The sequence below is a fragment of the Buttiauxella sp. genome, from assembly GCF_049686335.1.
Lineage (GTDB): Bacteria > Pseudomonadota > Gammaproteobacteria > Enterobacterales > Enterobacteriaceae > Buttiauxella.
Genome location: NZ_JBAVHX010000009.1, coordinates 276,668 through 298,086 on the forward strand (window position 1 = coordinate 276,668; position 21,419 = coordinate 298,086).

Consider the following 21,419-nt stretch of genomic DNA (forward strand, 5'->3'; position numbering starts at 1 on the left):
TTTCACAGCGTCATTTTTTTAAATGATGAAGTATGATTTTTTCACAGCTTGTTATTTATGCTCTCAAAGGAAATGAGGGGCATCATTTTCATTTTCTTTGGGGAATATATGAACTTTCGATATAACCGTCTTTTCCTTTTAATCTCTCTTATAATTACCACTAATGCTTTCGCCAGCGGCGGCTGCGAAGGATTCGCTATCACTGAGTCCTGTGATGAGGAGCGCATGGTTGTAAAGGGAGCAACCGATGCGTTCACTGTTGCCGATGATGCGATACTTTCCTTTAAAAACCTGTCGAATTCGACCAGTTCCAGCGGCGGCGCGATTAATCTTTCAGGCGGTGCATCATTAATTATTCAACCTGAAAATAATAATGGAATGACTATTTTTGATGGTAATCATGTCTCCGGGAATAGCAATGGGGGGGCGATATACGCAAAAGAAAACTCTTCTATTAATGTCAGTAATGCTCAATTTACTAATAATACGGCAGACAGTTATGGTGGCGCTATTTATGTTAATGGTAAAAATGACCCTCAACAATTTGATTTAGTCCTGGACAACACGTTGTTCGCTAATAACCTCTCCAGTAACGGACGCGGTGGTGCAATTTATACTTTAAATTCAAATGTATTGATTAGTGACTCAGAGTTTAACAATAACCAGGCGACGACATCATCGAGTAGTTCTGGTGATGGTGGGGCGTTGGATATTACCAGCAGCGTGACCGGTGGATCTTTCAGTGGTGCTGCGATATTGAACAACGTCGAGTTTAGCGACAATAGCGCTGAAGGTTATGGCGGTGCGATTTACACCTCGAGTGTCAGTTCGCCCTATCTGGTGGATATCTCCGTTGATGCAAACTACACCGCTAATGACGGGGTGATGGTTTATGAAGGTAACCAGGCTTACGGTTACGGCAGTTCAGCCAATGCGGCGGCTGGAGGGTTTTTATACGCTGGACATAGCGTTGTGACACTGGGCGTGGCTGAAAACAAAAAAATGATTATTGGCGATCTGAGCAATCCAGGTGCGATGGACTCTATCGCCGGAACCGGTGTGATTATCAAAAATGGCGACGGGGAAGTGGTGCTCAATGCTGACAATAATAGCTTCACCGGTGAGATGAGCGTGGCGGATGGTACGCTGACTATCGGGCGCGATAATTCACTGATGAACATTGGTGATACCCAATGTCAGAACGATCCGGAGAATTGCTATGGCTTGAGCGTGGGCAAAGAAGATACGCCGGAAAATGCGGCCGTTCTGAATGTTGGCAGTACGCAGCAGACATTTGTTAATTCGCTGACGGGTTATAGCAACGCCACATTGAATATTGATGCGGGCGGCAACGTCACGGTAAATAGCGGGAGTTTTGACGGCACCATTCAAGGTGCGGGCGACTTTACCGTGGCTGCCAACGGAAGCTACAGCCTGAACGGTGCCGACTCGATGGCGTTAACTGGCGACATCATTGTTGAAGATAACGCGTTGTTGAGTTTATCCGGTGATGAAAATGATTTGCAGACGCTGGAAGCCGATCCGCAATCTATCGTGCTTGACGGTGGGGTGTTGGATTTGTCGGATATGGCGACGGCTCCGGGTGTGACAAGCGATCCTGCGCTGAACATCTCCGGTACTGGCGGTACCGTTATTGGTAACGGCGATGCGGCGCATTTGACGGGCGGCACGGACATGCAAATCGGCGGTGACTCTGCTGCATCCGATCAAAATGGTGTGTACGCGGTGGTTGATGCAGGCAGCGGGAGTGTCACGCTTGCCGACGATAACCACTATCTGGGAAATACGCAGATTGCCTCCGGAACTTTGCAGGTCAGTAACAATTCTCAACTCGGTGACGCGACCTACAACCGTGAAGTGATTTTCACCGATGCTTCACAGGCGAGCGTGCTGAATGTCACCGATGATGTGAACACCTGGACTGACGAAAGCGGCCATGCGCGCAATTTAGAAATGCGTGCCGATGGGGAAATGCGTGTTGATGACGGCGTGACCACCCAGTGGGGCGGGTTGATGGAAGACACCACTGGCAATGCGGGTGACGTTAACAGCACGTTCAGCAAAACCGGTGGCGGCACACTGGAACTCACCGCTAGCGGTACAACCCATTCTGCGGTGCGTGTCGAACAAGGCACATTGAAAGGCGGTGCGACTGATCTGTTCCCGTATGCATCCTCTTTGTGGGTCGGTAGTGATGCCACGTTTGAAACCGGCGCGGATCAACATATTCAGTCGATAGATACCTCGTCGCAGGGCGATATTGTGATTAGTGACCAGACTTCCCTGACGCTCACCAACCAGGATACCCAGCAAGCGCTGGATGCTTCGCTGTTTAGCGGCGACGGTACGCTGGTAAATGAGACGGAGGGGTTGACGCTGAACGGCACGCTCAACACCAATCTCACCACTGAAAGCGAAACCAATCTGGCGGGTGTTACGGTGAACGGTAATGTTACCAACACTAGCGGAAGCATCAGCATGGCCAATGGATATGCGGGTGATACGTTGACCGTTAACGGCGATTACACCGGCGGTGGCACGTTAGTGATGGACACTGAATTTGACGGTGATGACTCGGCAACGGATGAGCTGGTGTTAAATGGCAATACTTCTGGCACCACCACGGTGCAGTTTAATCCGATAACGGGTGTCGGCCAGCCAACCCAGACTGGCATTAAAGTGGTTGATTTCGCGGCGGATTCAACACAGTTTTCCAACAATGCCCAATTTACTATGGCAGGTGACGGCTATATAAATATGGGCGCGTATGACTATACGTTGGTGAAGGACAATCAGGACTGGTATTTACGCTCTGAAGTGGTGAAGCCACAACCGACTCCAGCGCCAGAACCGACTCCAGCGCCAGAACCGACTCCAGCCCCGGAACCGGCTCCAGCGCCGGAACCGACTCCAGCGCCGGAACCGACTCCAGCCCCGGAACCGACTCCAGCGCCGGAACCGACTCCAGCGCCTGAACCGACTCCAGCGCCGGAACCGACTCCAGCGCCAGAGCCGACACCAACCCCAGCTCCGCAGCCGGTACTCAATCCGAAAACCGGCGGCTATTTCAATAACATTCACAGCGCTAATGATGCCTTTGTGATGCGTTTAACCGATCATGCGGGCGGCCAGGATCAACAGAAATTACATTTACGCATGTTGAGCAACCGTACCACCTCAACGTTTGCCGATCAGCTTGATCAAAGCGAAGACCTGAACGTAGTGCAACTTAGCGGCACGCTGATGGATAAGGCAGTGGGAAATGATAGTGAGTGGTTACTGGGGGCAGTGGCGGGTTACAGCAATAACAGCGGCGACAGCCATTCAAGCCTGACCGGACGCAAAGCGGATAACGACAGCCAGGGCTACAGCGTGGGGCTGACTTCAACCTGGTATCAACACGGTGCGGGTAACGGCGGAGCCTATATAGACAGTTGGGCGCAGTATGTGTGGTTCGATAACCATGTGAGCGAAAAAGACAGCGGCGACGATAACTACCGTTCGTCGGGGTTCCTGGCATCGGTAGAAGCGGGTTACAACTGGCAGGCAATCAACAGCGACACGCTGCGCTGGGAGATTGAACCGCAGGCACAACTGGTTTATCAGGGCGTACAACAGGACAATTTTACTGCTGCCAATCATTCGCAGGTTGAACAGCAATCACCACAGAACATTCAGAGCCGATTGGGGTTACACAACCAACTGACATTTGGGAAAACCCGTGAGATCTCACCGTTTGTTGACCTGAACTATATCCATAACAGCGAAAAAACCACCATGAGTATTGATGGCGTCAATTTTAGCGATAACACGGCAAAAAACGTGGGTGAAGTTAGCATCGGGTTGACCAGCAAATTGAGCAAAAACGCCAGCCTGTGGGGTAAATTCACCGGGCAGAAAGGGTCGGAGGGTTACCAACAGATGTCGGGAAGCGTGGGCTTTAGCCTGACGTGGTAAACAAGGCGTTAAGGTGGCTGTTGTAGGGTGGATAAGCGATAGCGTCATCCACCACTTGCGCCTGTTTTATCGGATGACGCTGCGCTTAGCCGACCGACACCAGATTGGGTTTTGTAGGGTGGATAAACGACAGCGTCTTCCGACCTACACCAGATTGGATTTTGTAGGGTGGATAAGCGACAGCGTCATCCACCAGGGCGTGTTATTCGGCACAAACCGTATGCAGCATATAGTTCACGTCAACGCCCGGTGCCAGTTTGAAGGTATTCGTCAGAGGATTGAAATGTAACCCGGTCATGTGACGTTCACGTAACTGAGTTTCATCGACCCATGCCAGTAATTCAGCGGGCTTGATGAATTTTTTCACGTCATGTGTGCCTTTTGGCACCATGCGCAAAATGTATTCCGCGCCAACCACCGCCATCAGCCATGATTTGCCGTTACGGTTAAGCGTAGAGAAGAAAACGTGGCCGCCGGGTTTCACGAGTTTTGCACAGGCGTGAACCACTGATTTCGGATCAGGTACATGCTCAAGCATCTCCATACAGGTGACGACGTCATACTTGCCAGCAAATTTATCCGCGTGTTGTTCAACGGTTTCCTGAACGTAATCCACCTGAATGCCGCTTTCGAGCGCATGAAGTTTAGCGACCTGTAGCGGTTCGAAACCCATATCGAGACCGGTCACGGTTGCGCCTTCGCGCGCCATGCTTTCTGCCAAAATACCGCCACCGCAACCGACATCAAGCACCGTTTTACCAAACAACCCACCCGAACGCTGATTGATATAACCCAAACGCAGCGGGTTGATGCGGTGCAGCGGTTTAAATTCGCCTTCTAAATCCCACCAGCGCGAGGCAACGGCTTCAAATTTAGCGATCTCATCATGGTCGACGTTGTGGATGACCGGTTGGTTTTCGGCATTCATAGGGCTACTCACTGTTTGCTTGTTTCGTGGCGGGAGTATATCAGCCAACGTCTGTGAATAAAGCATTCTGCAAATGTGTTCTGGTTTCCCCACTGAGCGCCGCTTGTGTTATAATTTGCGACCTTTGAATCCGGGACACAGTAGAGGGATAGCGGATACATGAGCGACCTTGCCAGAGAAATTACACCGGTCAACATTGAGGAAGAGCTTAAGAGCTCGTATCTGGATTACGCGATGTCGGTTATTGTCGGCCGCGCACTGCCAGATGTCCGCGATGGACTCAAGCCGGTACACCGTCGCGTACTTTACGCCATGAACGTATTGGGCAATGACTGGAACAAAGCATACAAAAAATCCGCCCGTGTTGTTGGTGACGTAATCGGTAAATACCACCCTCATGGTGATACTGCTGTTTATGACACCATCGTACGTATGGCGCAGCCATTCTCTTTGCGTTACATGCTGGTCGACGGCCAGGGTAACTTCGGTTCAGTAGACGGCGACTCCGCCGCAGCGATGCGTTATACGGAAATCCGTATGTCGAAAATCGCCCATGAACTTATGGCCGACCTGGAAAAGGATACGGTAGATTTCGTCGATAACTACGACGGCACCGAACGTATTCCAGATGTTATGCCAACCAAGATCCCTAACCTGTTGGTTAACGGTTCTTCCGGTATTGCCGTGGGCATGGCGACGAATATTCCGCCACACAACATTACCGAAGTCATCAACGGCTGCCTTGCTTTCATCGAAGACGAAGACATCTCCGTTGAAGGGCTGATGGAATTCATCCCAGGCCCGGATTTCCCGACTGCTGCCATCATCAATGGTCGCCGTGGTATTGAAGAAGCGTACCGCACCGGTCGTGGCAAAATTTATATCCGCGCCCGCGCGGAAGTTGAAGCGGACGCCAAAACCGGCCGTGAGACAATCATCGTTCATGAAATTCCATACCAGGTGAACAAAGCTCGCCTGATCGAGAAAATCGCTGAACTGGTGAAAGACAAACGCGTTGAGGGCATCAGCGCTCTGCGTGACGAGTCTGATAAAGACGGGATGCGCATTGTCATCGAAATCAAACGCGATGCAGTGGGCGAAGTGGTTCTGAACAACCTCTATTCCCAGACTCAGCTTCAGACTTCCTTCGGTATCAACATGGTTGCGCTGCACCAGGGCCAGCCGAAGATCATGAACCTGAAAGACATTCTTTCTGCGTTTGTGCGTCACCGTCGTGAAGTGGTTACTCGTCGTACTATTTTCGAACTGCGTAAAGCGCGTGACCGTGCGCACATCCTTGAAGGTCTGGCGATTGCGCTGGCTAACATCGACCCAATCATCGAACTGATTCGTCACTCGCCGAATGCGGCAGAAGCGAAAGCCGGTCTGATCGCGCGTTCATGGGATCTGGGCAACGTCTCCGCCATGCTTGAGCGTGCCGGTGATGACGCCGCGCGTCCTGAGTGGCTGGAGCCAGAGTTCGGTATTCGTGATGGTCAATATTTCCTGACCGAGCAACAAGCTCAGGCGATTCTGGATCTGCGTCTGCAGAAACTGACTGGCCTTGAGCACGAAAAACTGCTCGACGAATACAAAGAGCTGCTGGAGCAGATCGCTGAGTTGCTGCACATTCTGGGCAGCGCTGAACGTCTGATGGAAGTGATCACTGAAGAGCTGGTGGCGATGCGCGATCAGTTCGGCGACAAACGTCGTACTGAGATCACCGCTAATACCTCTGATATCAACATTGAAGACTTGATCAACCGCGAAGATGTGGTTGTGACCCTGTCCCATCAGGGCTATGTGAAGTATCAGCCGCTGACCGACTACGAAGCACAACGTCGTGGTGGTAAAGGTAAGTCAGCTGCACGTATTAAAGAAGAAGATTTCATCGACCGCCTGTTGGTTGCCAATACGCACGATACCATTCTGCTGTTCTCCAGCCGTGGTCGTCTGTACTGGATGAAGGTTTATCAATTGCCGGAAGCGAGCCGTGGTGCGCGCGGCCGTCCAATAGTGAACCTGCTGCCGCTTGAGCCGAACGAACGTATTACTGCCATCCTGCCGGTACGTGAATATGCAGAAGGTGTGAATGTGTTTATGGCGACCGCGAGCGGTACCGTCAAGAAAACTGCGTTGACTGACTTCAGCCGTCCACGTTCAGCGGGCATCATCGCCGTTAATCTGAACGAAGGTGACGAACTGATTGGCGTTGATCTGACTGACGGTAGCAACGAAGCGATGCTGTTCTCCGCTGCGGGTAAAGTGGTGCGCTTCAAAGAAGATGCCGTTCGTACCATGGGCCGTACGGCTACAGGTGTACGCGGTATCAAACTGGCGGGCGAAGACAAAGTCGTTTCCCTGATCATTCCACGCGGTGAAGGTTCAATCCTGACTGTGACGCAGAATGGTTACGGTAAACGTACAGCTGCTGATGAGTATCCGACCAAGTCACGTGCGACTCAGGGCGTTATCTCCATCAAAGTCACCGAGCGCAACGGCAGTGTTGTTGGCGCGGTGCAGGTGGAAGATACCGACCAGATCATGATGATCACCGATGCAGGCACGCTGGTTCGTACCCGTGTTTCTGAGGTGAGTGTCGTTGGCCGTAACACCCAGGGCGTTATCCTTATCCGTACTGCGGAAGATGAAAACGTCGTGGGTCTGCAACGTGTTGCAGAACCGGTTGATGAAGAAGAACTGGACGCAATCGACGGCACCGTCGCTGAGGGTGATGAAGACATCGCACCTGAAGCTGATGTAGATGACAATGCTGCCGATGACGCAGACGACGAAACGGAAGAATAATCCGAATTTTGTTGTTTGAAATCGCTCGTAACGCCCGGTGCATTTATTGCATCGGGCGTTTTTTATTTTAATATCAAGTTAGGCTTGCTTTAACTCATAAAGGTAAAAACAATGGCTATTCCTGAGAAGTATGAAAATGTAGAACGCTGGGCGTTTGGTGATACAGAAAAACAGGCTGATGAACTGGTTAAATTAGTTCTGGATGGCGTCAAAACCGCTACCTGTGCCAATCTGGATGGTGAAGGGATTGCCCAGCCAGGTGACGTGTTTGTCGTGGTAGATGGTAAAAATAAGCCTGTTTGTGCGATTGAACTGACCACCGTAGAAATGACCACTTTCGACCAGGTGAACGAAGCCCATGCTCTGGCAGAAGGGGAAGGCGATCGTACGCTGGCATACTGGCGTAACGAGCATAAGCGCTTCTTTGAAGAGTACGATCTGTTCTCGCCGGATATGACACTGGTGCTGATGCACTTCAAGGTTATCGAAAAGTTCTGATATACCCGTCATCCTGCAACTCGAATGCTAACAGGTATAGTATCGCGATAAACCTTCTTGCTTTGCCGTTGCGGGCTGCCATTTTTGCGGCTACCTTAACGGCATCCAAAGTTTTGCAATTTCCACAACCAGGTTCAATTTGAAATATCTTGTCTCTTTTCGCACAACACTAAAAGTCTCCCGCTACCTGTTCCGGGCTCTGGCTTTATTGCTTTGGCTGTTGATTGCACTCTTTTCCGTGTTCTACATTGTGAACGCGTTACACGATAAAGAGTCTGAAATTCGTCAGGAATTTAATATCAGCTTCGACCAGGCGCAGCGTTACATTCAGCGTACGTCTGATGTGGTGAAAGAGCTCAAGTACATTGCAGAAAATCGTCTTACCGCAACCAATGGCGTAATGCCGGCGATGGATAATGACGATAACAAAATTGACCCGCCCAATTTCATGCCTTTATTCCCGGATTCTGACTGTTCAGCCGTCAGTGTCTCCTGGCGTTCTTCGTTGCAATCTCTGGCGTGGTTCTTACGCTACTGGCGAGATAATTTCTCGGCGGCTTACGATCTCAATCGCGTTTTTTTGATTGGTGGCGATAACCTGTGCATGGCGGATTTCGGCCTGCGTGAAATGCCTCTTGAGCGCGAAAAAGCGCTGAAAAACCTGCATGAACGCATCATGAAATATCGCACCGCCCCGCAGGATGAGCACAGCAACAGCATTTACTGGATTAGTCCTGGGGCACGTCCGGGCGTCGGATACTTCTATACGCTGACCCCGGTTTATCTGGCTAACCGCCTGCAGGCACTGTTAGGTGTCGAGCAGACCATCCGCATGGAAAACTTCCTTTCGCCAGGTTCGATGCCAATTGGCGTCACGATTCTCGATGAAAATAGTCATCCGCTGATCTCACTAACTGGCCCGGAAACGCGTATTCAGCCTGATGAAAAATGGCTTCAGGAACGCTCGTGGTTTGGTTATACCTCGGGCTTTAAGCAATTCATTCTCAAGAAAAACTTACCGCCATCTTCCATGAGCGTGGTGTATTCCGTTCCGGTGGATATGGTTCTTGAGAGCATCCGGATGCTTATCCTCAACGCGGTATTGCTGAACATTCTTGTTGGAGCCGTGCTGTTTACTCTGGCGCGGATGTACGAGAAACGGATATTTATTCCGGCAGAAAATGACGCTCTGCGCCTGGAAGAGCACGAGCAGTTCAACCGTAAAATTGTCGCTTCCGCACCAGTCGGGATCTGTATTCTTCGAACTCAGGACGGGACTAACATTCTGAGTAACGAACTGGCGCACAATTATCTCAACATGCTGACCCACGAAGACCGGCAGCGGCTCACGCAAATTATTTGCGGCCAGCAGGTTAACTTTGTGGATGTGCTGACCAGTAGCCATACCAACCTGCAGATAAGCTTTGTCCATTCCCGTTATCGTAATGAAAACGTCGCGATTTGTGTGCTGGTGGATGTGAGCGCGCGCGTCAAAATGGAAGAGTCGCTGCAGGAAATGGCCCAGGCTTCTGAGCAGGCGAGCCAGTCGAAATCGATGTTCCTCGCGACGGTCAGCCACGAACTGCGCACGCCGCTTTACGGAATTATCGGTAACCTCGATTTGTTGCAAACCAAAGAGCTACCCAAAGGAGTCGATCGCCTGGTGACGGCGATGAACAACTCATCCAGTCTGCTGCTGAAAATCATCAGTGATATTCTCGACTTCTCAAAAATCGAATCCGAGCAGCTGAAAATTGAGCCGCGTGAATTCTCACCCCGTGAAGTGATGAGCCATATTACGGCTAACTATTTACCGCTGGTGGTGCGCAAACAGCTGGGTCTGTACTGCTTTATTGAACCAGATGTGCCGTTAACGCTGCAAGGTGACCCGATGCGCTTACAGCAGGTGATTTCCAACTTGCTCAGTAACGCCATCAAATTCACCGACATTGGCTGCATTGTTCTGCATGTCAGCGTGGAAGGGGATTACCTCTCGTTGCGCGTGCGTGATACCGGCGTGGGCATTCCAGCCAAAGAAGTCACTAAGTTGTTTGATCCCTTCTTCCAGGCAGGTACTGGCGTACAGCATAACTTCCAGGGAACCGGTCTTGGCCTGGCGATCTGTGAAAAGCTTATCAGCATGATGGACGGTGATATTTCGGTTGAAACTGAAGTGGGAATGGGAAGTCAGTTCACGATTCGTATTCCTTTATACAGTGCGCATTACGCGGAGCCTGCTGAGGTAGAAGGGCTGGTGAACAAACGTTGCTGGTTGGCGGTACGCAACGCTTCGCTGAGCAAATTCCTTGAGTCGATACTGGTAAGAAACCACTTCGAAGTGCAGCAGTATCAGGGCCAAACGCCGGGTAACGATGACATATTAATCACCGACGATGAGCTGGAAAAAGCCTGGGAAGGGCGAGCTGCAATTACCTTCTGTCGCCGTCATATCGGTATTCCTATTGAGGCGACGCCGGGTTGCTGGCTCCATAGCCTCGCCGCACCTCATGATTTGCTGTTGCTTCTGGGGCGGATTTACAGCGTGACGGTTAACCTGCCAGGCGTTGATTCAGCTTCACCAGCCCCTTCAGGCAGTAATGAGCGCAATGATGACATGATGATCCTCGTGGTCGACGATCATCCAATCAACCGGCGTTTATTGGCCGATCAGCTGGGATCACTGGGTTATCAGTGTAAAACGGCGAATGACGGTGTCGATGCGTTGAATGTGTTGAGTAAGAATCACATTGATATTGTGCTCAGTGACGTCAACATGCCGAATATGGATGGTTATCGTCTGACACAACGTATTCGTCAGCTTGGTTTGACGCTGCCGGTGGTTGGGGTAACAGCCAATGCGCTGGCTGAAGAGAAACAACGTTGTATTGAATCGGGGATGGATAGTTGCCTGTCGAAACCGGTGACGCTGGATATCCTCAAATCGACAGTCGATCTTTACGCGGCGCGGGTTCGGAGCAGTAGGTAGTCGTCATTCTGCAATAAGGGATTAGAGTTTATACCCGAAGAATTCGCGTGACAGCCAGGCGGCAAGAGAACTCATCCCCAGGAGCTTACTAAAGTAAGTGACTGGGGTGAGTGAGTGCAGCCAACACAGCTGCAACTTGAAGTATGACGGGTAGAAACTAGTCTTTGTCAGCCGGAGACAAGCTCACAGACGACAGATAGTTCAGCAGCGCGATGTCGTTTTCCACACCCAGTTTCATCATTGCTGATTTTTTCTGGCTACTGATAGTTTTGATGCTGCGATTTAATTTGCGAGCGATTTCCGTTACCAGGAAACCTTCTGCGAACAGACGCAGAACTTCGCTCTCTTTTGGTGACAAACGTTTGTCACCGTAACCACCAGCACTGATTTTTTCCAGCAGACGAGACACGCTCTCTGGGGTGAATTTTTTGCCTTTCTGCAATGCGGCCAGCGCTTTTGGTAAGTCAGTTGGCGCACCTTGCTTGAGCACAATCCCTTCGATATCAAGTTCTAATACCGCGCTCAAAATAGCAGGGTTGTTGTTCATCGTCAGAACGATGATCGACAGGCTAGGGAAGTGACGCTTAATGTATTTGATAAGCGTAATGCCGTCGCCGTACTTGTCGCCAGGCATTGAGAGATCGGTTATCAAAACATGAGCATCAAGTTTTGGCAGGTTATTAATAAGTGCTGTGGAATCTTCAAACTCACCGACAACATTCACCCACTCGATCTGCTCGAGTGATTTACGAATGCCGAACAGGACAATCGGATGGTCGTCGGCAATAATTACGTTCATACTGTTCATGTAATAGGCTACCTTGCTACAGCAAACTCTTGACGTAAGCGTCAATATCGCTGGTATATTTTTGTATGTTGGCAGCATCACTTTCACGAATGTGATGCTCTAACGTTTCACATAACTGCTTGCCGGGTACCAGGTTGAGCATTGCAAACACCCCTTTCAAGCGGTGAGCTGTCTGCGCTAACGCCACGAAATCGTGCGCCGCAGATTCAGTATACAATCTCCTAACATCTTCCGGTACTGTGTCAACAAACAGCGCGTAATATCCACTGGCATGCAGCTGGGCGTTTTCATCGCCGCCTAACGGTGACTCAGAAATGCCTTCTTGCGCCAGTTGCTCTTCTATCAGTTGTAATACTGCATCCTGCATCGCATTGCTGATATTAAAGTTAACCCGGAACTGACCTGGGCCGAGCTTACGCATTCCGTTCTCATCATCGCTTAAAAGCAATCCAGAAGATGTAAGATTAGACGGATTATCTGTAAGGAAGATATCAAACTCTTGACTTGCGAGTCTTTCATCCGGGGTGATGCACTGAGCGCCCCAGTTTTCCAGCAGACGCGTAACGATATTGCGTACTTCATTTGAGGTGATATCAATCATCGCTACCACATCATCAAGCAATTTCTCTTCTTGCTCTTCAGGTTGCGGCTCTGCAGTCATCTTAATATGCAGATTATAGCGAGTACCAATATCCTCCCGGGTTTTGATATTCAGATGCCCGCCCAGTTTGCGCGACAGTTGATCGCACAAATAGAAGGTTAAGCCGTTCGCACGCCCGTAACGATCTTCACTGGTTTCATTGAGGAACGGGAAATGAAGATTGTCGACTTCACCGCTGCTAATTCCTTCTCCCGTATCCAGAATACGGAACAACAGACGGTCAGGGCTGGACTCTTCCTCGGTGATATCGAGAGTGATTTTGCCAATTTGCGTGGTGGTCACGGAGTAATGCAGCAGCAATTGTAGCACTTTGCGCAGTGCTTCCCGGTCACCATGGCGTTCTTCATCTGCTGCCAGCTGGTTGTTGATAAGCAGTTGTAAGCCTTTGCGCTTGATAATCGGCAGCATCTCCAGCGCGACTTCATCAATCAATGGCTGAATGGCGAACTGTGTGGCATGGGTTTTCCAGGTATCGGACTCCAGCATATTGAGCAGTTGAATCTCATCCACCAGACGCACAATGCTTTGCGCTTCATTGGCGATTCCCCGCGCTTCTGGTGTATTCAGTGCGCTTGCGTGTTCGGCAATGGTCTTCGCCGGCAGCTGTAGCGCTTCGCCAATATGTTGCATGAACGTCATCCGTCCCTGCTGATTTTTCTCATACAGGCGTTGAGCTTGTTTAAGCTTTTTATTCACCAGGATTTCACGGTCTTGATCGCGAATGACGAAGATCTGCGTGCGTGGAGCAATCTGGCTACGGAACTGGCGTATTTCATACAGCTCGTTGTTGATTGTCGCCTGAATCACACCCTGATGCTGATCGGCCATCGCAATAATATTTTGCAGATTCAAGTGCGGCAGCAGGTGGTCGGCAATTTTATTGCTTATGACCGTTCGGTTTGAGTCCAGATCATGTACCAACAGACCCAGCGGCAACTGCGCGACAATCTCTTCATTTAATGCACGCAGGATTTGTAATTCAGCATTGCCACTTGGCACTTCGGCCGGGCGCGCCGTGTGTTGTCGGAATGTGGTGAAACCGAACAGCGCCAGCGCCAGCAAACCAATATTAAGTAGCAGCGGGAATAAAATGTCCTGCAAGGTATCCATCAGCAAAGTGCCGAGGGACACTTGCCACACTAGCCGCAGATTAGTGGTTGCCAGAGGGGAGGTGATGTCGATTTTGGTCCCATTAAAATTAATGGTGACGCTTTCGGGACCATCTTTCTCTGGACTGTTAATTTGCTTCTGCGCATCGTTATTTTCCAGGCGGAAGCTTTCCAACGGCATGGTCGGTGGGATCAAATCATTAATGGGTAAATCAAACGCCACAACAGTTGCCAGATGGCCTGGCTGGTTGAAGGTGGTACGTAGCGTAAAGTAGTGCCCGTTCTGCCACGCCAGAGTACGTAATACAGAAAAGCTTTCACGTTCATCCAGTGCATTTGCCTGCTGGAGCATTTCGGCGCGGCGGGAATCCACTATAGAACTGACACCACTGTCTTTCAGGCCACTGGAGAGATCTTTTAACGGCAACGTGGAGACCAGAATCATGCTGTTATCCTGGCCATTTAAATAGTACATCGACCACGGACTGGTTTCGGCACCCCATAACGTATCGAGGTAAGTTGAGATCCGTTGTGTGGTATCGAGTGTGGAACTGTCGTGGGAGCCAAAAATCAGGGCTTCTGTTTTGCTGCGCGGCTTATCTAAATAGTAAACATCCTGGCGCAGGCGGGTTTCTTGTAGACCGTCACTGGCAGGGGAAGTTGAGACTGCAATATTGTCGTAAATCTGCCACGTTGCATAACGGTAGACATCAACCCTTTTATGCAGTGCATGAGTGATATCGACAATCTGATAGCTTTTATCTTTTAGCCAGGTGTTGACAGCACTTTGCACCATGACACCTATGGCGATCAGTAGTACGACTATCAATAGCAGGAAGAAGCGTGTGATATTGCCGGGGATAAGCGAAAATTTATTAGGGATCATACTGTCTGACTGACTCATTGTTAGCGCGCAACCCGGCGAGCATTCGCCACTTAAAAATGTCCACTGCTCTGCAAGACCAGCAGGCAGGCGTTAAAAGCTGTTAGCAAAGAACCAACGCGCCCTGGGTAAGAATACCTGCAACCGGCGTTGGCGTCATCGTCTGTGTGTGAAAACCCAACGAGTATAATTCGAAATCGTCACTTTTCCAGGTTGTTGATAATTCGCCAAAATAGCGATGCAGAACAGGGATATTTTAAACAAAAAAATCGGGTTGTTTTTGTACAAGCAAATGCTGTGTGTACAACTATTCTTTCTGAAATGATTGTTTAGTGGAATTATTCCTGGAAAAAAACAACCGCTTCGCTTGTATGATTTTAGGTCAAAAAAATCAGTATTTTTTTAATAGTCGTTACTTTTTAGGCGGGAGTAGCACAGAATGTATAAAGTTACGTAAAGAAGCGTAAAAAAAACCGGATGCAAGCATCCGGTCCAAAATAGGGGTAAACAGACATTCAAAGCTGAATGACGGTAATAAATAAAGTTAATGATGATAGCGAGATATATTTTATATATAAATCAGTGCTATGTTTTAACATTCAGTGCTACGCTTATAAATCACTGTTATTGCATTGTTTTTTATAGGTATTTTATTTGTTTTGATTATTAGTGCTTATATTATTGTCTTTTCGTGCTTAAATAAGTTCCCTTGTATTAATATTTTGAAACACCTATATGGATATTTGAAACATCTCTATGGTTTTAGTATCATATTCGGATTGGATTAATCTGTATTTGTTTTAGACAATGGGTTCGCCGACTGATTAGGAAATTAATCAGTAAGCAGTGGCATATAAAAAGGCATATAACAGAGGGTTAATAACATGAAAGTTAAAGCACTGTCCCTCCTGGTTCCAGCATTGCTGGTAGCAGGCACCGCTCATGCGGCCGAAATTTATAACAAAGACGGCAACAAATTAGATCTGTACGGTAAAGTTGATGGCTTACATTACTTTTCTGACGACAAAGGCGCTGACGGTGACCAGTCTTACTTCCGTCTTGGCATCAAAGGCGAAACTCAGATTAACGACCAACTGACCGGTTACGGCCAGTGGGAATACAACGTTCAAGCAAACAACGTTGAAGGCAGCAGCGATCAGGCGTGGACTCGTCTGGCATTCGCAGGTGTTCGTTTTGCTGACTACGGTTCATTCGATTACGGTCGTAACTACGGCGTAGTTTACGATGTAACTTCATGGACTGACGTTCTGCCAGAATTTGGCGGCGACACTTACGGTTCTGATAACTTCCTGCAATCCCGTGCTAACGGCGTTGCGACTTACCGTAACACCGACTTCTTCGGTCTGGTTGACGGCCTGAACTTTGCTCTGCAGTATCAAGGCAAAAACGGCAGCGTTTCTGGTGAAGGCTCTACCCAGAACGGTCGTAACGCTCTGAAACAGAACGGCGACGGCTTCGGTGGCTCCCTGACTTATGATCTGGGCGAAGGTTTCAGCCTGGGTTCAGCTATCTCTAGCTCCAAGCGTACTACTGACCAGAACGAAATGGCTTTAGGTGAAGGCGATCGCGCTGAAACTTACACCGGCGGTCTGAAATATGACGCTAACAACATATACCTGGCAACTCAGTACACCCAAACTTACAACGCGACCCGCGCTGGTGATCTGGGCTTTGCTAACAAAGCACAGAACTTCGAAGTTGTTGCTCAGTACCAGTTCGACTTCGGTCTGCGTCCATCCGTTGCTTACCTGCAGTCTAAAGGTAAAGACCTGAACGGTTACGGCGACCAGGATCTGGTTAAATATGTTGATGTTGGCGCGACTTATTACTTCAACAAAAACATGTCTACCTACGTTGATTACAAAATCAACCTGCTGGACGAAAACAACTTCACCCGTGACGCTGGCATCGGTACCGATGACATCGTAGGTGTTGGTCTGGTTTACCAGTTCTAATTTCTGCTCTCGCAGGATTAGCAATAAAAGGCGCCTTAGGGCGCCTTTTTTTACATTTGTAGTCTCAACAAGCATGCACTTTACCTCCAATTTAATGCCAGTTGGTGTACCCTTTTGCGCTTAAACAGGAGAGAGAAACAATGGATTTACGTTTATTACGCTATGGCCTGTTTGCCATAGTCGTTGGCGCGTTGTCGGGTTGCGACAACCCAACTGCGAAAGGCAATTCCGGTATGGTGCTGGAAGGCAAAACCATGGGCACATACTGGCGTGCAAGCCTCGCGGGTGTAGACGATGCCCGGCAGGCAGAACTGCGCGAAAAAATTCAGGCGCAGTTAGATGGCGACGATCGCCTGATGTCGACCTATAAAACAGACTCCGCATTATCGCGCTTCAACCAGTCCCGCTCGACTGAGCCTTATGCGGTTGAAGAAGCGATGAGCGATATCGTCACCATGGCGTTGCGTATTGGCGCGAAAACAGATGGCGCGATGGATATTACCGTGGGGCCGCTGGTCAACCTGTGGGGATTTGGCCCGGATAAACAGCCGGTCAAAACACCGACTCAGGTACAAATTGATGCCGCAAAAGCGTTAACCGGTTTACACCATTTGACGGTGATTAATCAGGCTGGGAAGCAATGGCTCCAGAAGGATCTTGCCGGTCTGTATGTTGATCTTTCCACCATGGGTGAAGGTTACGCCGCCGATCATCTGGCTCGTTTAATGGAACAAAACGGCATCAGCCGTTATCTGGTCTCCGTCGGCGGAGCAGTGGTGACGCGCGGCACCAATCCCGATGGCAAAGCCTGGCGTGTGGCTATCCAAAAACCGACCGATCGTGAAAATGCCGTGCAGGCGGTGGTGGATCTCAACGGCCACGGTATCAGTACCTCGGGTAGCTATCGCAATTATTACGAACTCGATGGCAAACGTCTTTCGCACGTTATCGATCCGCAAACCGGGCAACCAATTCAACACAAATTAGTTTCCGCGACGGTGATTGCGCCGACAGCGATGGAAGCTGATGGTTGGGATACCGGGCTGATGGTGCTGGGCACCGAAAAAGCGAAACAGGTCGCAGAAAAAGAAGGCCTGGCGGTTTATCTCATCACTAAGGAAGGCGATAGTTTTACCACGTGGATGTCGCCACAATTTAAGACCTTCCTGTTAAAAGACTAAAATTAGAAAGCAAGATTACGGGTTTCCCGCGAAGGTAAGGCTGTCAAAGTAACACTATGACAGCAAAACTATAGGAGCCAGTCATGAAACAGATTTTTGACAACGCGACGCATGAAGATCGCTGGCAGGCTGTGGAAACCCGTGATAACCGCGCCGATGGGCAGTTTGTTTTTGCCGTGAAAACGACAGGAATTTGCTGCCGTCCCTCTTGCAGCGCACGTCATCCGTTACGTAAAAACGTACTGTTTTTTGATGATGTGGCCGCGGCGGTAGAAGCCGGTTTCCGCCCGTGCAAACGCTGCCAGCCAGATAAACAGGCTCCTGAGCAGCAACGCATTGACCGTATCACCCAGGCCTGCCGAATTCTCGAGACCAGCAGCGAGCCGATTGTATTGGCTGAACTAGCAGCCCAGGTCGCCATGAGCCCGTTTCATTTTCATCGGCTATTCAAGCAAGTCACTGGTTTAACGCCCCATGCCTTTCAAAAAGCCGTGCGTGCAAAACGCCTGCGTGAACAACTCACCCAGGGCGAAGCTGTTACGCGTGCCGTTTTCGATGCCGGTTATCAATCTGGCAGCAATTATTATCAACAAGCTGATGCGGTATTAGGCATGACGGCGAAGCAGTATCAGCAGGGCGGGGAGCGCACCGCCATTGCGTATGTGACAGGGACGTGTCGGCTGGGGCAATTCCTGGTTGCGCAGAGCCAACGCGGTATATGCGCCATACTATTAGGTAGTGATGCTCAAGCGTTGCGGGCTGAGCTGGAAACGCTGTTCCCGCATTCGACATTAACCGTGGGTGACACGCAATTCGCGGGGCAAGTGACTCAAGTCGTGAGTTTTCTTGAACACCCTGCGCAACAATTTTCCCTGCCGCTCGATATTCAGGGAACCGCCTTTCAGCAGCAAGTGTGGCAGGCGTTGCGTGAAATCCCCGTTGGGCAAACCGCTAGTTACCGCGATATCGCACAGCGTATCGGCAAACCGCAAGCCGTTCGTGCCGTTGCCGGGGCATGTGCTGCAAACAAACTGGCGGTGATTATTCCCTGCCACCGCGTGGTGCGTCACGACGGCGCGCTTTCGGGCTACCGTTGGGGCGTTGCTCGCAAACGCCAATTGCTTGAGATTGAAGCCAAACAGCTGGAGGAGTAATGCTCGATTTATTTGCCGATGAAGCACCCTGGCAGGAGCCGCTGGCGGAAGGCGCAGTTATCCTGCGCCGCTTTGCCTGTGCCGACGCACAGGCATTGATCGCGCAAATATCCAAACTTGCTGCGGTTTCTCCTTTTCGCCAGATGGTCACCCCCGGCGGCTACACCATGTCGGTGGCGATGACCAATTGCGGTGATGTGGGCTGGACGACCGATAAACGCGGTTATCTCTACTCGCCGATTGATCCACTGACCTCACAACCCTGGCCCGCGATGCCGGATCTCTTCAGGAAACTGTCAGATACCGCATCGGCAGCGGCGGGATATGCCAGATTTACTCCCGATGCCTGTTTGATTAACCGCTATGCAACCGGCGCAAAACTGTCGCTGCACCAGGACAAAGACGAGCCCAATCTGCAACAACCGATTGTCTCCGTCTCACTTGGGGTGCCTGCGGTGTTTCAGTTTGGCGGCCTTAATCGCAACGACCCACTAAAAAGAGTCATGCTCGAGCACGGTGATGTGGTGGTGTGGGGCGGGGCGTCACGCTTGTTTTACCACGGTATTTTACCTCTCAAAACCGCTCATCATCCCGCGACCGGCGAGTATCGCTACAACATTACGTTTCGTTCTACCCGTTAAGGCTAATTATTTAAGGTGTGAATAAGAATTATTCTTGCTGTTGGGAGTAAGCCGTTTAAACTGCCCGCTGTTTTCGTTTTACGGGTCTTGAGTGATGGAACTTTTGCGTGTGGTTTACCGGCAGTATCGCTGGCCTTTCTTGATGGTGATGGCACTAACTCTGCTCAGCGCGGCGTTAGGTATCGGCTTAATCGCCTTTATCAATCTGCGATTGATTGAAACACCCGATCTTTCCCTTTCGGTATTACCTGAATTTCTCGGTTTGTTACTGCTGTTAATGGCGGTGACGCTGGGCTCACAATGGGCACTGACCACACTTGGCCATCACTTTGTATTCCGTCTGCGTAGCGAGTTTATTAAACGCATGATGGACACCCATGTTGAGCGTATCGAAAAACTGGGCAGTGCAGCACTGCTAGCCGGTTTAACCAGTGATGTGCGCAATATTACGATTGCTTTTGTGCGCTTACCTGAGCTGGTACAAGGCATTATTTTGACCCTCGGCTCGGCAGCTTATCTGGCGTGGCTTTCGCCAAAAATGCTCGGCGTGACCGCAGTTTGGGTCGCGGTCACCATTTATGGCGGTTATGTACTGGTGGCGCGGGTTTACAAACACCTCGCACAATTGCGTGAAATTGAAGACCAGTTGTACAACGATTACCAGACCGTCCTTGAAGGGCGTAAAGAATTAGCCTTAAACCGCGAACGCGCAGAGCGTGTCTACGAAGACACCTATATTCCTCATGCCACCGACTACCGCCGTCATATTATCCGTGCCGATACCTACCATTTGAGCGCGGTAAACTGGTCAAATATCATGATGCTCGGCGCCATCGGCCTGGTGTTCTGGATGGCCAACAGTCTCGGTTGGTCCGATACCAATGTTGCGGCGACATTTTCCCTGACGCTGCTGTTCCTGCGCACGCCAATGCTGTCGGCGATTGGTGCTCTACCGACATTGCTGACCGCTCAGGTAGCGTTCAATAAACTCAATCAATTCCAGCTTGCGCCATACAACGCTGAATTCCCGCGAAGCAAAGAACCGGCTCGCTGGCAGACGCTTGAGATGCGTGATGTGGTATTCCAGTATGCCGATAACAGCTTCTCCGTTGGGCCGCTGAATTTAAAAATTGAACGTGGCGAACTGCTGTTCCTGATTGGTGGAAACGGTAGCGGTAAATCGACGCTGGCGATGTTGTTGACCGGGCTTTACCAGCCGGTATCTGGCGCGATTTATCTGGATGATATAAAGATAGAAGCCAGTAATCAGAACGACTATCGCAAACTGTTTTCTGCAGTGTTTACCGACGTCTGGCTGTTTGACCGCCTGCTGGGGCCGCAAGGTGCGCAGGCTAATCCAGCACTCGTTTCAAGCTGGCTCGACAAGTTGAAAATGAGTGAAAAACTGGAGCTGGAAAACGGCACCATCCTGAATCTGAAACTGTCAAAAGGGCAGCGCAAACGCGTGGCATTGCTGCTGGCGCTGGCTGAAGAACGTGACATCATTTTGCTTGATGAATGGGCCGCCGACCAGGACCCGCACTTCCGCCGTGAGTTTTATCAGGTACTGTTACCATTGATGCAGGAAATGGGGAAAACCATTTTTGCCATCAGCCATGACGATCACTACTTTATTCATGCCGACCGGTTGCTGGAAATGCGCCAGGGAAAACTGAGTGAATTAACCGGTCATGAGCGCGAACATGCATCGCGTGATGCGGTTGCCCGCACGGAATAACGAACCCGTTCGTCTGGTTTTCTGTGCAGCGACGAGCTATAACTTAGCTCGTCGCAATTAGGGAAAATGG

12 protein-coding genes are annotated in these 21,419 nt (G+C 50.2%); 9 read left to right on the forward strand and 3 right to left on the reverse strand.

Going from position 1 to position 21,419, the window contains the following annotated elements:
- Positions 1-108: 108 nt before the first annotated feature.
- A complete protein-coding gene (locus WBL83_RS08300) occupies positions 109-3,978 on the forward strand; it encodes an autotransporter outer membrane beta-barrel domain-containing protein (protein WP_424588684.1) in 3,870 nt (1,289 codons plus the stop codon).
- A 202-nt stretch (positions 3,979-4,180) separates the two neighbouring features.
- Here WBL83_RS08300 and ubiG read toward each other — a convergent pair whose 3' ends face one another.
- Positions 4,181-4,906: a bifunctional 2-polyprenyl-6-hydroxyphenol methylase/3-demethylubiquinol 3-O-methyltransferase UbiG gene (ubiG, locus tag WBL83_RS08305; RefSeq protein ID WP_424588685.1), complete on the reverse strand. Its 726-nt coding sequence runs from the start codon at positions 4,904-4,906 to the stop codon at positions 4,181-4,183.
- A gap of 159 nt (positions 4,907-5,065) precedes the next feature.
- Here ubiG and gyrA point away from each other — a divergent pair, with 159 nt between their 5' ends.
- The 3 genes from gyrA (at position 5,066) to rcsC (ending at position 11,198) form a co-directional block, all read left to right on the forward strand.
- Positions 5,066-7,714 (forward strand): DNA topoisomerase (ATP-hydrolyzing) subunit A, encoded by a 2,649-nt coding sequence (gyrA, locus tag WBL83_RS08310; protein WP_424588686.1) that lies wholly within the window; start codon positions 5,066-5,068, stop codon positions 7,712-7,714.
- 111 nt (positions 7,715-7,825) lie between these two features.
- Positions 7,826-8,212 carry an ASCH domain-containing protein gene (locus WBL83_RS08315; protein ID WP_424588687.1) on the forward strand — a complete coding sequence of 129 codons (387 nt, stop codon included), beginning with the start codon at positions 7,826-7,828 and terminating at the stop codon, positions 8,210-8,212.
- A gap of 139 nt (positions 8,213-8,351) precedes the next feature.
- Entirely contained in the window at positions 8,352-11,198 is a 2,847-nt protein-coding gene (gene rcsC, locus WBL83_RS08320; protein WP_424588688.1) for a two-component system sensor histidine kinase RcsC, read from the forward strand.
- Between the two features lie 157 nt (positions 11,199-11,355).
- Here rcsC and rcsB read toward each other — a convergent pair whose 3' ends face one another.
- Together rcsB and rcsD are read right to left on the reverse strand one after the other, a co-directional pair.
- Positions 11,356-12,006, reverse strand: coding sequence for a response regulator transcription factor RcsB (rcsB, locus tag WBL83_RS08325; RefSeq protein ID WP_424588689.1), 651 nt, complete (start codon positions 12,004-12,006; stop codon positions 11,356-11,358).
- 16 nt (positions 12,007-12,022) lie between these two features.
- Positions 12,023-14,662, reverse strand: coding sequence for a phosphotransferase RcsD (gene rcsD, locus WBL83_RS08330; protein ID WP_424588690.1), 2,640 nt, complete (start codon positions 14,660-14,662; stop codon positions 12,023-12,025).
- 881 nt (positions 14,663-15,543) lie between these two features.
- Here rcsD and WBL83_RS08335 point away from each other — a divergent pair.
- From WBL83_RS08335 to WBL83_RS08355, 5 genes are all read left to right on the forward strand, one after another.
- Positions 15,544-16,635 (forward strand): porin OmpC, encoded by a 1,092-nt coding sequence (locus WBL83_RS08335; protein ID WP_424588691.1) that lies wholly within the window; start codon positions 15,544-15,546, stop codon positions 16,633-16,635.
- 140 nt (positions 16,636-16,775) lie between these two features.
- Entirely contained in the window at positions 16,776-17,816 is a 1,041-nt protein-coding gene (apbE, locus tag WBL83_RS08340) for an FAD:protein FMN transferase ApbE (RefSeq protein WP_424588692.1), read from the forward strand.
- Positions 17,817-17,899: 83 nt separating this feature from the next.
- Positions 17,900-18,970 carry a bifunctional DNA-binding transcriptional regulator/O6-methylguanine-DNA methyltransferase Ada gene (gene ada / locus WBL83_RS08345; protein ID WP_424588693.1) on the forward strand — a complete coding sequence of 357 codons (1,071 nt, stop codon included), beginning with the start codon at positions 17,900-17,902 and terminating at the stop codon, positions 18,968-18,970.
- Positions 18,970-19,611, forward strand: coding sequence for a DNA oxidative demethylase AlkB (alkB, locus tag WBL83_RS08350; protein WP_424588694.1), 642 nt, complete (start codon positions 18,970-18,972; stop codon positions 19,609-19,611). Before ada ends, alkB begins: the two co-directional genes overlap by 1 nt.
- Positions 19,612-19,705: 94 nt before the next feature.
- Entirely contained in the window at positions 19,706-21,349 is a 1,644-nt protein-coding gene (locus tag WBL83_RS08355) for a multidrug ABC transporter permease/ATP-binding protein (protein ID WP_424588695.1), read from the forward strand.
- The last annotated feature ends 70 nt before the right edge of the window (positions 21,350-21,419 follow it).